At 70.3% G+C, this 14,185-nt stretch carries 11 protein-coding genes, 2 tRNA genes and 2 pseudogenes; 9 read left to right on the top strand and 6 right to left on the bottom strand.

Annotated elements, in window-relative coordinates:
* Nucleotides 1-121 precede the first annotated feature (121 nt).
* A pseudogene (locus IE142_RS02400) lies at nt 122-385 on the top strand (SAM-dependent methyltransferase); the annotation flags it as partial.
* Between the two features lie 116 nt (nt 386-501).
* Here the strand turns inward: IE142_RS02400 and IE142_RS02395 are convergent.
* Nucleotides 502-1,143 (bottom strand): superoxide dismutase, encoded by a 642-nt coding sequence (locus IE142_RS02395; RefSeq protein ID WP_191884144.1) that lies wholly within the window; start codon nt 1,141-1,143, stop codon nt 502-504.
* Between the two features lie 189 nt (nt 1,144-1,332).
* Nucleotides 1,333-2,715 carry an amino acid permease gene (locus IE142_RS02390; protein WP_191884143.1) on the bottom strand — a complete coding sequence of 461 codons (1,383 nt, stop codon included), beginning with the start codon at nt 2,713-2,715 and terminating at the stop codon, nt 1,333-1,335.
* Between the two features lie 324 nt (nt 2,716-3,039).
* Between IE142_RS02390 and IE142_RS02385 the strand changes: the two genes are divergently transcribed.
* Entirely contained in the window at nt 3,040-3,621 is a 582-nt protein-coding gene (locus IE142_RS02385) for a biotin transporter BioY (protein ID WP_191884142.1), read from the top strand.
* A gap of 81 nt (nt 3,622-3,702) precedes the next feature.
* Here the strand turns inward: IE142_RS02385 and IE142_RS02380 are convergent, their stop codons facing one another.
* Complete coding sequence (locus IE142_RS02380; protein ID WP_191884141.1) at nt 3,703-5,145, bottom strand: amino acid permease; 1,443 nt, start codon at nt 5,143-5,145, stop codon at nt 3,703-3,705.
* Nucleotides 5,146-5,351: 206 nt separating this feature from the next.
* Between IE142_RS02380 and IE142_RS02375 the strand changes: the two genes are divergently transcribed.
* A complete protein-coding gene (locus IE142_RS02375; protein WP_191884140.1) occupies nt 5,352-5,837 on the top strand; it encodes a ribose-5-phosphate isomerase in 486 nt (161 codons plus the stop codon).
* A gap of 146 nt (nt 5,838-5,983) precedes the next feature.
* Nucleotides 5,984-6,829 (top strand): Fpg/Nei family DNA glycosylase, encoded by an 846-nt coding sequence (locus IE142_RS02370; protein ID WP_191884139.1) that lies wholly within the window; start codon nt 5,984-5,986, stop codon nt 6,827-6,829.
* A 16-nt stretch (nt 6,830-6,845) separates the two neighbouring features.
* Here IE142_RS02370 and IE142_RS02365 read toward each other — a convergent pair whose 3' ends face one another.
* Nucleotides 6,846-8,096 (bottom strand): GNAT family N-acetyltransferase, encoded by a 1,251-nt coding sequence (locus IE142_RS02365; protein WP_191884138.1) that lies wholly within the window; start codon nt 8,094-8,096, stop codon nt 6,846-6,848.
* A gap of 163 nt (nt 8,097-8,259) precedes the next feature.
* Here IE142_RS02365 and IE142_RS02360 point away from each other — a divergent pair, with 163 nt between their 5' ends.
* Complete coding sequence (locus IE142_RS02360) at nt 8,260-9,495, top strand: PP2C family protein-serine/threonine phosphatase (RefSeq protein ID WP_229830123.1); 1,236 nt, start codon at nt 8,260-8,262, stop codon at nt 9,493-9,495.
* A 77-nt stretch (nt 9,496-9,572) separates the two neighbouring features.
* A pseudogene (locus IE142_RS02355) lies at nt 9,573-10,002 on the top strand (HD domain-containing protein).
* A 28-nt stretch (nt 10,003-10,030) separates the two neighbouring features.
* On the opposite strand, the gene IE142_RS02350 reads toward IE142_RS02355, so the two are convergent.
* Entirely contained in the window at nt 10,031-11,197 is a 1,167-nt protein-coding gene (locus IE142_RS02350; protein ID WP_191884137.1) for an acyltransferase family protein, read from the bottom strand.
* A gap of 664 nt (nt 11,198-11,861) precedes the next feature.
* On the opposite strand from IE142_RS02350, the gene IE142_RS02345 reads away from it, so the two are divergent.
* Complete coding sequence (locus IE142_RS02345; RefSeq protein WP_043372950.1) at nt 11,862-12,056, top strand: hypothetical protein; 195 nt, start codon at nt 11,862-11,864, stop codon at nt 12,054-12,056.
* Nucleotides 12,057-12,145: 89 nt separating this feature from the next.
* Here the strand turns inward: IE142_RS02345 and IE142_RS02340 are convergent.
* Nucleotides 12,146-12,216: transfer RNA gene (locus IE142_RS02340), tRNA-Gly, on the bottom strand.
* Between the two features lie 162 nt (nt 12,217-12,378).
* On the opposite strand from IE142_RS02340, the gene IE142_RS02335 reads away from it, so the two are divergent.
* Both IE142_RS02335 and tig read left to right on the top strand, forming a co-directional pair.
* Nucleotides 12,379-12,455, top strand: a tRNA-Pro gene (locus IE142_RS02335).
* Nucleotides 12,456-12,621: 166 nt separating this feature from the next.
* Nucleotides 12,622-14,016: a trigger factor gene (tig, locus tag IE142_RS02330; RefSeq protein ID WP_043372953.1), complete on the top strand. Its 1,395-nt coding sequence runs from the start codon at nt 12,622-12,624 to the stop codon at nt 14,014-14,016.
* The last annotated feature ends 169 nt before the right edge of the window (nt 14,017-14,185 follow it).

Here is a 14,185-nt window from a genome sequence, read left to right as displayed (position 1 = left end):
CGCGGGCCCGCCCGCCGTAGCACCATGTGTCGGACACCGGCCCTGGAGGCGAGTCCCACCCCATGACGGAGATCGACAGACGTCGCCGGCCACGCCGTGCCCCGCGACCTGGTCGGCCGGCTTGGCGGGTTTGCCCTCGGACAGCCTCCTGTGCGTCAGCGACGGCTCGCGCGGCACCGACCCGGCCTACGAGACGGCCCGCGCCGGCTACAACGAGACCGGCGCGGTCCCGTACTTCCTGCGGCCGGTCGAGCAGATCGAGGCGTACTGCGATGGGCTCGAACCGGTGGAGCCCGGCGTGGCGTCGGTGCCGCTGTGGCGCACGGACGGCGAAGGGACACCGAAGCCGATCGGCCGGCACGGCGGTCTCGCCCGCAAGCCCTGACCGGCGGGCACACAGGAGGCCCCCGCGAGTCACGTCCTCGCGGGGGCCTCCTCCATTCCGCCTGCCGCCGTGAAGGGTGAGAAGACGATCACGAGGCAGGACGTCTCACGGGCGCGTCAGGGCGCCAGCAGCAGCACGTCCCCGCGGGACTTCGCGGCCTCGTACCGCCTCGCCACGTCCTGCCAGTTCACGACGGCCCACATGGCGTCGATGAAGTCGACCTTCTGGTTCTTGTACTGGAGGTAGAAGGCGTGCTCCCAGGCGTCGAAGACCAGGATCGGGGTGGCGCCCTGGCCGACGTTGCCCTGGTGGTCGTAGACCTGCTCGACGATCAGCCGGCCGCTGAGCGGTTCGTACGCCAGGACGCCCCAGCCGGAGCCCTGCGTGGTCGCGGCGGCCTTGGTGAGCTGCGCCTTGAAACCGGCGAAGGAGCCGAAGGACTCGGCGATCGCGTCGGCGAGGTCGCCCACACCGTCGGCGGCCAGCGGTTCGCCGCCCCCGTCGCCGGTCATGTTGTGCCAGTAGATCGAGTGCAGGATGTGCCCGGAGAGGTGGAAGGCCAGGTTCTTCTCCAGGCCGTTGATCGAGCCCCAGGACTCCTTGTCCCGCGCCTCGGCGAGCTGCTCCAGCGTGTCGTTGGCGCCCTTCACATAGGCCGCGTGGTGCTTGTCGTGGTGCAGCTCGATGATCTCGGGTCTGATCACGGGCGCCAGCGCGGAGTAGTCGTACGGCAGTTCAGGAAGTGTGTAGACGGGCATGGCGGATCCCCTCTGACTTCTTATTGCAAAAGGCTTGCAAGTGCACGCTAGCAGCAAGAAGGCGGGTAGGGGTGTCCGAGGGGGACGGACGGGCGTGCCGCGCCGGCGCGAAAGGACCCGGCGCGCGGACGTGAAAGGGCCCCCGCACGAACGGTGTCCATGCGAGGGCCCCTGGAGAGTCCGTGGCGGCTAGCCGCGCGCCCGCCGCCGCTGCCAGGCGTAACCGGTGGCGGCCAGGACCAGCGTCATCGCTCCGGTCGAGTAGAGCTGCACCCGGGTGTCCGGCTCGCGGGCCATCAGGACGAACACCGCGGCCATGCCCGTCAGTGCCACCCAGGTCAGCCACGGGTACGCCCACATGCGCACCACCAGCTTCCCCGGCGTCTCGCGCTCCAGTCGGCGCCGCAGCCGCAGTTGGGAGACGGCGATGAAGATCCAGACGACCAGGATGACCGCGCCGATCATGTTCAGCAGCCAGGCGAAGACGTCGTCCGGCCGCCAGTAGCTGAGCAGCACGCAGCCGAAGCCGAAGAGGGAGGAGACCAGCACCGCGATCCGCGGCACCCCGCCCGACACCCGGCCCAGCGCCTTCGGGCCCTGACCGCGCTCGACCAGCGAGTAGCCGATGCGCGAGGCACCGTAGATGTTGGCGTTCATCGCGCTCAGCAGTGCGACCAGCACGACGACGTTCATGAGCTGACCGGCGCCTGGGATGCCGAGTTCGTCGAGGGCGGCGACGTACGGGCCCTTCTCGACGACCTCCGGGGAGTCCCAGGGGACCAGGGTCACGATGACCGCCATGGAGCCGATGTAGAACAGCGCGATCCGCCACATCGCCGTCCGTACGGCGCTCGCCACGCCCTTGACCGGGTTCTCCGACTCGGCCGCGGCGATCGTCACCGTCTCCAGGCCGCCGTAGGCGAAGACCGAGGCGAGCAGGCCGATGATCAGGCCGTTGCCGCCGTTGGGAAGGAAGTCGCTCAGGTGGGAGGTGCCGGGGGAGTCGGTGCCCGGCAGGACGCCGGCGATCGCCAGCACGCCCAGCACCAGGAACAGGGTGATCGCGCCGACCTTGAGCGCGGCGAACCAGAACTCGAACTCGCCGAAGTTCTTCACGGCCGCCAGGTTCGTCCCGCAGAACACCACCATGAACAGCGCCACCCACACCCACTCGGGCGTGCCCGGCAGCCAGCCGTGGACGATCTGCGCGGCACCGATGCCCTCCAGGCCGACGGCCGTGCACAGCAGCACCCAGAACGCCCAGCCCGCGGTGAAGCCGGCCCAGGGGCCGATCGCCCGCTCGGCGTGCGCGGAGAAGGACCCCGACGACGGATACGCGGCCGACATCTCGCCCAGCATCCGCATCACCAGCATCACGAGGAGACCGGAGAGGGTGTAGGCGACGACGATCGAGGGCCCGGCGGCCGCGATGCCGGCCCCGGAGCCGACGAAGAGTCCGGCGCCGATCACGCCGCCGAGGGCGATCATCGACAGGTGGCGCTGCTTGAGGTCGTGGGAGAGTGCGGCGTCGGGCGACTCGGGCTGCGCCTCGGTGGTGGTGCTGTTGGACATGGGGCGGCTCGTCCAATGCGTGGGGGGCAGGGCAAAAACGCCCACAGTCTCCGGGGTGGCGTCCGTCGGCGACACCGGTTGCCCACGATACGGACGGTCCCGGCACGGAACGTGATCGTCCGAATGCAGGGTCTCGATTCCGGGTGACACTCACCTCCCCACCGCGGTGACCGATATCACCCGCAACCACGTGTATGCCGCTCGTTTGTCGGGGGCCCACCAAGTCGCCGATCGACCCTTTGTCGAGCGCTGCTGGTGATCGGGTCCCACCCGCTGGGATAGCGTCGCGCTGTCCCGACATGTCCACACCACCGCGGAGTCCCCATGAGCACCGCTGCCCTTCCCACCCGCTCCGGCCAGGTCCTCGCCGATCTCGTCCCCTCCTCCCGGGTCCGGGATGTCGCGCTGGTGGCCGGCGGTGCCGTGCTCACCGGCATCGCGGCCCAGATCGCGGTGCCGGTTCCCGGCTCCCCGGTGCCGGTGACCGGCCAGACCTTCGCCGCCCTGCTCGTCGGCACCTCGCTCGGCGCCGGGCGCGGCCTGCTCTCGCTCGCGCTGTACGCCCTGGTCGGCATGGCGGGCGTGCCGTGGTTCGCGGGGGGCGGCTCCGGCGTCGGTGCCCCGTCCCTCGGCTACGTCTTCGGCATGCTGCTCGCCGCCACCGTCGTGGGCGCCCTGGCCCGCCGCGGCGCCGACCGCTCGGTGCTGCGCACGGCCGGCACCATGCTGTTCGGCGAGGCGATCATCTACGCCGTCGGCGTGCCGTACCTGGCCCTCGCCGCCGACATGTCCCTCACCGCCGCGATCGCGGCCGGCCTGACCCCGTTCCTGATCGGCGACGCGCTGAAGGCGGCGCTGGCGATGGGCGTGCTGCCCACCGTCTGGAAGCTGGTCGACAGGAAGTAGGCACGGCGCGCAGACACGGCAAGGGGCCGGCCCGATCGCTTCCGCGACCGGGCCGGCCCCTTGCCGTGCGTCGGCCGGCGGTCAGTCCTTCCCGACGAGCGCTGTCGGCGCGGTGACCTTCTGCTTGACGACGGCGACGACGAGCACGAGCGCCGCGACGAGCAGCGACAGCAGCACGGTCGTACGCCCGTTGTGCTCCGTGTCGGTCAGCATGTAGCCGAGCACGAAGACGATCACGGCGGCGGTCGCCCAGGTCAGGTACGGGAACAGCCACATGCGCACCACCAGCTTCTCCGGAGCCTCGGCCTGCATGATCTTCCGCATCCGCAGCTGCGAGAAGCAGATCACCAGCCATACGAAGAGGGCCACGGCACCGGAGGAGTTGACGAGGAAGAGGAAGACGGAGTCCGGGAACTCGTAGTTGAAGAACACGGCGACGAAACCGAACACCACGGACACGAGGATCGCCGTTCGCGGCACGCCCCGCGCGGTCGTCCGGGCGAACGCCCCCGGTGCGTCACCGCGCTGGCCGAGCGAGAAGGCCATGCGGGAGGCCGTGTAGAGCCCGGAGTTCAGGCACGACAGTACGGACGTCAGCACGATGAAGTTCATGATCTGACCGGCGTTGGCGATGCCGAGCGAGTCCAGCGCGGCCACGTACGAACCCTTGTCGACGATCGACTGCGAGTCCCAGGGCAGCAGCGCGACCACGACGAAGATGGAGCCCAGGTAGAAGACGGCGATGCGCCAGATGATGCTGTTGGTCGCCTTGGTGACGGCCCGCTGCGGGTCCTCCGACTCACCGGCGGCAAGGGTGGGGATCTCGCTGCCCATGAACGAGAAGACGACGAGCAGCACGCCGGTCAGGATCGCCCCCGCCCCGTTCGGCAGGAATCCCCCGTGCTCCGTGAGATTGGCCAGCCCCGCCTGCTCGCTGTCCACGCCCGGCAGCACCCCGAAGACGGCCAGCCCGCCGACGACGATGAACGCGGCGATCGCGACGACCTTGATCCCGGCGAACCAGAACTCGAACTCGCCGTAGGAGCCCACCGAGGCGAGGTTGGTGGCGGTCAGCACGACCATCACGATCAGTGCCCACCCCCACTGCGGCACGGCGGGTATCCATCCCTCCAGGATCTTCGCCCCCGCCGTCGCCTCCACGGCCAGCACCACGACCCAGAAGAACCAGTACAGCCAGCCGATGGAGAAACCTGCCCAGGGCCCCAGCGCCCGGTCGGCGTGCGCGGAGAAGGAACCCGAGGTCGGGTTGGCGGCGGACATCTCACCGAGCATCCGCATCACCAGCACCACGAGCGTGCCGACGAGGGCGTACGACAGGAGGATTCCGGGGCCCGCGGTGGCGATGCCGGAACTGGAGCCCACGAACAGCCCGGCTCCGATGACACCGCCGATCGCGATCATCGACAGATGGCGGTTCTTGAGTCCGGCCTGGAGCCCGGACCCGGGTCCTCCGGGCTTGTTGGGGCCGTCCTCGGCCTTGGTCAGAGTCGGCTGCGAAGTCATGGGGGTGTTTTCCTTTGCGCCGGTCGAACAGTTCCCCGTACGAGCGGTGTACGAGTCGGACCAGTGAATCGGAGGTGAACGAAATCAGGAACCTTTGATTTCGGATCGTTACTTGAGCCTTTCCTGAGGTTCCATAGTTTTACCCACTCTTTTCACAGCCTGTACCCGACGCCGCGGCCCCGCGGGGCCCGTGTCACACTCGACCCATGCGCGTGTATCTCGGCTCGGACCATGCGGGCTACGAACTCAAGAACCACCTCGTCGAGTGGCTCAAGACGGCGGGGCACGAGCCCGTCGACTGCGGCCCGCACATTTACGACGCCCAGGACGACTACCCGCCCTTCTGCCTCCGCGCCGCCGAGCGGACCGCCGCGGACCCCGGCGCCCTCGGCATCGTGATCGGCGGTTCCGGCAACGGCGAGCAGATCGCGGCGAACAAGGTGAAGGGCGTGCGCGCGGCGCTGGCCTGGAGCGAGGAGACGGCGTCACTGGGCCGCCAGCACAACGACGCCAACGTCGTGGCGGTCGGTGCCCGCATGCACACGCAGGAGGAGGCGACGAAGTTCGTCGAGACCTTCCTCGCCACCCCGTTCTCCGGCGACGAACGCCACGTCCGTCGCATCGACATGCTCACGTCCTACGAGACGACCGGCGACCTCCCGCCCGTCCCCGCCCACCACCCGCAGCGGTAACCGCACGGCCGGTGCACCTCTCCCCGGTGCCCGAGCACCGGGGTGAGCCCCCGCCGGGGTGCGGGGCGGAGCCCCGAAGCGAGCCCCGCTTCCCGTTCGACCGAGTCGGGCGGGAGGGTCGGCACAGGAACGAAAGGACGACCTCCGTGCCAGAGGGGCACACCATCCACCGGCTGGCCGTGGACTACGCCGATGCCTTCGTCAACGGCACGGCGCCGCGGGTCACCAGCCCCCAGGGCAAGTTCTCCGACGCCGCCGCCCTCCTCACCGGCACCCACCTCGTCCGCACCGAGGCCCACGGCAAGCACCTCTTCCTCGGCTTCGGCGCGGCCGACCCGACCGAGGCCCCCGACCCCGCCGACTGGGTCCACATCCACCTCGGCCTCTTCGGCAAGGTCACCTTCGGACCGGCCCCGGCCCCGCCCCCCACGGACACCGTCCGCCTCCGCCTGGCGAACGACACCACGTACGTCGACCTCCGCGGCCCCACCACCTGCGCCCTGATCACGGACCCGGAGAAGCAGGCGATACACGACCGCCTCGGCCCCGACCCCCTGCGCCCGGACGCCGACCCGCGAGCGGCCCACCGCCGCGTCTCCCGCAGCCGCACCACCATCGCCGCCCTGCTCATGGACCAGAAGGTCATCGCCGGCGTCGGCAACGTCTACCGCGCCGAGGTGCTCTTCCGCCACGGCATCGACCCGTACCGCCCCGGCAACTCCCTCACCCCCGCCGAGTGGGACGCGATCTGGCACGACCTCACCGTCCTCATGCGCGAGGGCGTGAAGAACAACCGCATCGACACCGTCCGCCCCGAGCACACCCCCGAGGCCATGGGCCGCCCGCCCCGCGTCGACGACCACGGCGGCGAGGTCTACGTCTACCGCCGCGCGGGCCTGCCCTGCCACCTCTGCGGCGACCCGATCCGCACCGCGGACCTGGCCGCCCGCAACCTCTTCTGGTGCCCGACCTGCCAGCGAGGACGGACGTAGGCGACCACGGCCCCCGTCAGAACCCGTGCGGCAGCCACGGCGCGACGTCCGATCCGAACCCCACCGACGCCTCCGCCAGCGCCCCCGGCCGCACCTGCCGCACCCGCCCGGCCGCGCCCAGCGACGTCAGGCTCACGCCCCCGAGGTACGCCGCGCCCAACTCCCGTACCGACAGCGCGAGATCGGCCGCGTCCGACGTACGCTCACAGGACGCCCCCTTCGTGTCCCCGCTCAGCCGCCAACGCCCCGCGTTCCAGGGGCAGAAGGCGTCCTCGACCTCGAACACGACGTCCACCGGCGCCTGGTACGTCCGCGCCGCGAGCGCCGCCCCCACGTCCACCGGACGCACGTACAGCGCGTCCCGCAGAACCGGCCCGCACCGCCGCAGGTCCGACACCTGGTACTGCCACGCCTCGTCGACCGGCCGCCCCCGCACCGACAGCGTGGACGTCAGGTCGATACCGAACAGGAAGCGCCACAGCGCCGCCTCGGTCACCGGGTCCAACCCGGCCAGGTCCCGCAACACCACCGTGCCGGCGGGCCCCTCGCTGCTCCAGCCCGGCCGCACCTGGAACCGTGCGTACCCCGTGACCTCACCGCCCCGCCGGGCGATCACGCACTGCAGCGGCGACGCCCCGCCCCGGCTGCTCTCCGGGTCCAGCAGCCCGTGCCGCTCCCAGCCGGGCCGCCGGGCCAGCATGCCCGGCCGCCCGGGCACCAGCCGTGCGTAGACCGCCTCGCACACGTCGAGCACATCGCCCGGCGCCGCGTACCGCAGCCGTACGTCGTCCGTACCGTCCGGCACCGACAGCCGGACCCGGCCCGTGTCGATCTCCGCGTTGACCTGGAAGGTCGCGGCGCCGTACCCGAACCTGCCGTAGATCGCCGGCTCGGAAGCCGTCAGCACGGCCAGCGGCTCGCCCATGGACCGTACGTCGTCCAGTTGCCGCCGCATCACCGACGTCAGCACACCCCGGCGCCGGTGCGTGGCGGCCACGCCCACCATCGTGACGCCCGCCACCGGCACCTCGGCACCGCCCGGCACCGTCATCCGGAAGCTGAAGGCCCCCGCCGTGCCGACGCACTCGTCGCCCTCCCAGACCCCGAGCGAGCGGTCGGCCTCGGTCAGCGATTCGTAGAGCTCCAGTTCCTCGGCCGCTTCCGGAACCCCGCCGAAGGCACGGACCAGGGTCGCGTACCACGTGCCCCACTCGCTCTTCCGCAGCGTCCGCAACTCGGTCTTCAGCTCGCCCTTGTCATCGCCCATGGGCCATGCGTACCAGGGTCCGGAAGGACGGGGCGAGGCAATTTCCGCCAGGTTGCCGCACGAGGGCCGTTCGTGACGTTCACTGTGAAGTCGGGCCTCGGACGGGGGACAAGCAAGACCTCCCGTGCCAAGTGTCCGGTCCGATGGATAGGGTCCCGAACTAATGGCAGCAGGACGGCAGCGGCGCGCGGAAGCCGACACGTTCACGGCCCGGTGGAAGAAGCAGTGGCACCGGGCCCGCGTCGGCATGCGCAGATCCGCCGTCGACTACTTCCGCGGCGACGGCTCGGACTGGATCGCCCTGGCCGGACTGCTGCTGACGATCCCCGTCATCGCGGCCACCACGATGATGAACTCGGTCTGGTGCGCACCCTCCGCCCTGGTCCTGCCGATCGTCGCGGGCGGCCTGTTGCTGCGCCCGGCGAGCCTGCTGGGCCTGTACGCGGCGGCGGCCACGGCGCTGATCGTGGAGTCGGTCCAGCTCGGCCCGTACACCGAGGGTCCCTCGCGGGTCACCCCCGGCGTGGTCCTGGTCGTCGCGGCCTGCGGCTTCTTCGGACTGCTGGTCGCCCAGTTCCGCAGCCGGGTCGGCGTGCCCTGGCGGCGCGGCGGCACCATGCTCTTCGACCTGCGCGAACGCATCCGGGTCCAGAGCAAGCTGCCGGGGCTGCCGCCCGGCTGGCACCGCGAGATGGCGCTGCGCCCGGCCGGCGGCCAGTCCTTCTCGGGCGACTTCGTGGTCGCGGCCCGCACCAACGGCGGCCGGACGCTCGAGGTCGTCCTCACCGACGTCTCCGGCAAGGGCATGGACGCGGGCTCGCGCGCCCTGCTGCTGTCCGGCGCCTTCGGCGGACTGCTGGGCAGCCTGCCGCCGCACGCCTTCCTGCCGGCCGCCAACGGCTACCTGCTCCGCCAGGACTGGGACGAGGGCTTCGCCACCTCCATCCACCTCGTCCTGGACCTCGACTCGGGCGACTACGAGCTGTACTCGGCCGGACATCCGCCGGGCCTCCAGCTGAGCGCGGGCACCGGCCGCTGGGAGGAGAAGACGGCCGAGGGCCCGCTGCTGGGCGTGTACGACGGGGCCCAGTTCGACCCGGTGAAGGGCTCGCTACGGCCCGGCGACGTGTTGATGCTGTTCACGGACGGTCTGGTGGAGACCTCGGAACGCGACATCGCCGAGGGCATCGACCGCCTCACCGGTGAAGCCGACCGCTACGTCGCGGGCGGCTTCCACGGTGCCGCCTGGCACCTGATCGAAGCGGTGGCCAAGGACGTCAACGACGACCGGGCGCTGCTGCTGATCTGCCGGGAGGGCCCGACGGCCCAGACCACCACGACCCGGACCACCTCGGCCGTCCGGTCCACGGCGACCCGCCCCTCGCTGACGGCGGACTGACACACTGGCCCCGCGCCCCACACCCCACCCGCACCCTCCACACCGCCCACACCCCCGCCCGGCTCTCGCTGACCGAGGTGGAGGCCGTCGCCCGCGCCGCCCACGCCGGGCAGACCGACAAGGCGGGAACGGCCGTACGCCGAACACCTGCGGGCCGTAGCCGAGGGCGTGCGGCGGCGTGGCGGGGACGACGAGCAGATCGCGGCGGCCTGGCTGCACGACGCCGTGGAGGACGACGCGCTGACCGAGGACCGGCTGTGCGAGGCCGCGCTGAGCCGCCGTACCAAGGACATCGTCCTGGCCCTCACCAGGCGGGCCGGGGAACCGCCCGAGGCGTACGCCGCACGCATCCTCGCCACGCCCGGCGCACCGCTGGTCAAGGAGGCGGACCTGGCGCACAACGCCGACCCGGCACGGGTCGCGGTCCTGGACGAAGCCACACGCACACGACTGACCGAGAAGTACACGCGCATGCGCGCACTCCTCGGTCTGCCGGACGAACACTAGGACCTCAGGACCTCAGGACCTCAGGACCTCAGACGGACACCTTCTCGCCGGCCTCGCTGGACGCGCGCGCCCCTTCCGCCTCGCGTCCCTCGGTCCACTCCCGCCCTTCACGGCCCCGGGCGGCCTCGCCGGGATCACGCTTGAAGGCCCACTCCATCTTCGGTTCCACCACGCACCGCAGGACCCGCTGGACGGGCTTGGTGCACAGCAGGGTGATGAGGGTGGCTCCCAGGACGGTGATCCCGATCTCACCGAGCGGCGTGTCCCACACCGAGGCGTGGAACCAGCCCGCGAAGGTGCCCTCCTTCACCACGAAGCCGTGCAGCAGGTAGCCGTAGATCGTGCCCGCGCCGAGCGCGGTGAACCACATGCGCCGGCCCGGCACCCAGGCGAAGAAGCACGCGGTCAGCACGACCGAGCAGCCGAAGAGCGCCAGCGTCAGGACGGGCCCGGACCACCAGGGGCCACCGGTGTCCTGCACGGCGGCGTTTCGGTAGAACCAGCCGGTCTCCATGCGCGGCACCGACCACCAGGAGACGACCGCCGACACGGCGACCACCGGCACGGACAGGATCCGCACCGACCGGCGCCGCACCAACTGGAAGTGCTCGGGGCGCAGCACCAGGCCCAGCACGAAGCACGGCAGGAACTGCAGTACCCGCTGCATGTTCAGGTCGTTGCCGATGCTGGGCGTCACGGAGGCCAGCGCCGCGATCACCAGGGCGATCGGCAGCGGCCAGCGGACCGTCTTCCAGATGGGGGTGGTCAGCCGCCAGACGAACAGCGCGGCAAGGAACCACAGGAGGTAGGTGGGGTCCAGCAGGCTGATGTCGTTGCCCGGGTCCTCGCTGAAGCGGCGGTGCAGCGCGTAGCCGACCTCGAAGACGACGTAGGGGACGACGACGCCGGTGATCAGGCGTTTCACGCGCTTGGGGCTCAGGTCGAAACTGCGCGAGAAGTAGCCGGAGATGATGATGAACGCCGGCATGTGGAACGTGTACAGGACCCGGTACAGGGTCTCCACGGTCCGGTTCCCGTCCAGGACCTGGCCCCAGGCGTGACCGACGCCGACCAGCACGATCGCCAGGTACTTGGCGTTGTCGAAGAACGCGTCGCGCTGTCGGCCCGGTCGTGTCTGCTGATCCGGTGGGGACGGCGTCTTCCGGTCGCCGTGCGGTCGCAGCGAGCTCGTCATGCAACCCCCCGCCGGAGAATCGGCGAGTCGTCACAGGACCTCGCTGCTCTGGTGGGGGACGAGGCAGCGTAGAACATCTGAGGCACCCTAGCGTTCTCCGTGGGATTCCGTAAAACCTTCGACGTCATTCCTGTATTCGGATCCCGAGTGCCTGGCGAGTACCCCGCAATTCGGGGAACTCGGCCCGGGCGGTGGCATGACCTCCGCCACAGCGCGGAAAGTCGCCGTATACCGAAGGGGCGTCCGGGCCGCCCTGCTTGTCATGACACGTCATGACTAAACAGCGCATAAGACCGGAGGGTGACTTCCCTGGAATGTCCGCCTCCGCGGCCTGGCGGAGACCTTGAGGTGATCCTGTGATCTCCCTGTGATGCACCCGTCGGTGTGCGTCCCCGGGTAATCCGAAATATCTGCGAACGCGTTGTGTGGACATCGAAACGAAGCGGCCGGAATTCCCCGCACGAGTGTCCTGTCGAATTCCTGTACGGGGTGGCATCGTGGGGTGCGTCCGCGCGTGTGCGGCGGCGCCGGGCCCCGGAACCGGCCGACGATGCGTCACCCGCCGCATAGCCGGGCCCGGTTGGTGGCACGATGGTCCTGGCGGGGGTGTGCGCGGCCGCACCTCCGGGCCGGGAGAGCGGACCGATCGAGGGTGTGATCAGTTGTGGCCATTTCACTGTCAGTGGTGCTGCTGTTGGCGATCGTCCTGGTGGTGCTGATCCGAGGAGGCTCCATCAAGGCGGGCCCGGCGATCGTCGCCGTCCTCTTCGGCTTCTTCCTGGCCTCGACCGGCATGGCCGACGACATCCAGCGGTTCCTGGACTCGATAGCGGACACCGTCAACTCGATCCAGTTCTGACCGGGCAGCACCCCGGCCGGCCCGGACCCGCACCGCACAAAAGACCTCCGGCCCGATCCCCTGAAGGGATCGGGCCGGAGGCCTCTCGGAGCGGGCGACGGGAATCGAACCCGCGTAGCTAGTTTGGAAGACTAGGGCTCTACCATTGAGCTACGCCCGCACAGCACGCGCCGCAGGTCGGTGACCGCGGCACTGCAGGCATCGTAGCGGGTCGCACCCCGTTCCCGCACACCCCTTCCGGTCCGCGCCGGACCTCCACGGGCGCCCGGGAAACCGGGGGTACCCGGTGCCTGACGGCATGTACCCTACGTGTCGCACCAGACGGGGTGTGGCGCAGCTTGGTAGCGCGTCCGCTTTGGGAGCGGAAGGCCGTGGGTTCAAATCCCGCCACCCCGACCACCGACCGACCACCGGGTGATCGCCTTTTGGGCGGTGTAGTCGCTGCCGTTACTATGCAAGCTGCACGCCCGTGTGTCTCAGAGTCTGAAGTCTCCGGGCGGCGAATCCGCCGGACGCCCCTGGCCCCGGCAGAACCCAAGAAGTCAGCCACCAAGGAGACCGAACCGTGAAGAGCGCCGTGGAGACCCTGAACCCGACCCGGGTTCGGCTCACTGTCGAGGTGCCCTTCGAGGAGCTCAAGGACAGCCTCGACGCGGCGTACAAGAAGATCAACCAGCAGGTCACGGTGAAGGGCTTCCGCAAGGGCAAGATCCCGGCCCGGGTCATCGACCAGCGGTTCGGCCGCGGCGCCGTTCTGGAGGAGGCCGTCAACGACGCGCTCCCGAAGTTCTACACCGACGCGGTCAACGAGGCCGACCTGAACCCGCTGGGTCAGCCCGAGGTCGACATCACCGAGCTGAAGGACGGCGAGACGCTGAACTTCACCGCGGAGGTCGACGTCCGCCCGACCGTCGAGATCCCGGACTTCTCCGGCATCGAGGTCGAGGTCGACGCCGTCGAGGTCACCGACGAGGACGTGGAGAAGTCGGTCGAGCAGCTGCGCGAGCGCTTCGCCTCCACCTCCCCGGTCGAGCGCGCCGCCGAGGACGGCGACGTGGTCACCATCGACCTGCAGGCCAAGGTCGACGGCGAGGTCCTCGAGGACGGCGTCGCCGACGGCGTTTCCTACACCATCGGCTCGGGCGAGCTGCTGGAAGGCATCGACGACGCCGTGAAGGGCCTGGAGGCCGGTGGCGAGGCCACCTTCACCTCCGAGCTCAAGGGCGGCTCGGCGGCCGGCAAGGAGGCCGAGGTCACCGTCAAGGTCACCCAGGTCGCCAAGCGTGAGCTGCCCGAGCTGGACGACGACTTCGCGCAGCTCGCGTCGGAGTTCGACACCCTGGAGGAGCTGCGCGCCGACAGCCGCAAGCGCCTCGCCAACATGAAGCAGTACGACCAGGCCACGCAGGCCCAGGAGCGCGTCCTGGACAAGCTGCTCGAGCTGGTCGAGGTCCCCGTCCCCGAGAAGCTCCTCGAGGACGAGATCAACACCCGTAAGCACAACCTCGAGCACCACCAGCTCGGCCAGATGGGTCTGGACCTCGAGAAGTACCTCGAGATCCAGGGCAAGACGGCCGAGGAGTTCGACACCGAGACCCGCGAGGCCGCGGTCAAGGGCATCAAGACCCAGTTCGTCCTCGACGAGCTGGTCAAGCAGGAGAAGCTCAACGTCAGCCAGGAGGAGCTCACCGAGCACCTCATGCGCCGCGCCTCCTCCTCCGGCATGTCCCCCGACCAGTTCGCCCAGGCCGTCGTCGAGCAGGGCCAGGTCCCGCTCCTCGTCGGCGAGGTCGCCCGCGGCAAGGCCCTGGCCGTCGTGGTCGAGAAGGCCACGGTCAAGGACACCAACGGCGAGGTCGTCGACCTGGACGACGAGGAGGAGACGGAGGAGGCCGCCGAGGCCGCCGCCGAGTCCACCGAGTCGGGCGACGACAAGGCCGAGGAGAAGACCGAGGGCTGAGACCCTCGCGCCTCCGCAGACGGACGCAGAACGGGCCCCGGGACGATCAGTGCCGGGGCCCGTTCCGCGTACGGCGGGGCACCCCGCCAGGGGCGCGGGGAACGGCGCGAGCAACCACGAGAAGCCGCACCCGGCGACCAACCCCCACCTCGACGGCGAGGCTCCGCAC

This window comes from Streptomyces mutabilis (assembly GCF_014649815.1).
Classification (GTDB): Bacteria; Actinomycetota; Actinomycetes; order Streptomycetales; family Streptomycetaceae; genus Streptomyces; species Streptomyces mutabilis.
This window is presented reverse-complemented; position numbering and strand designations above follow the sequence as displayed.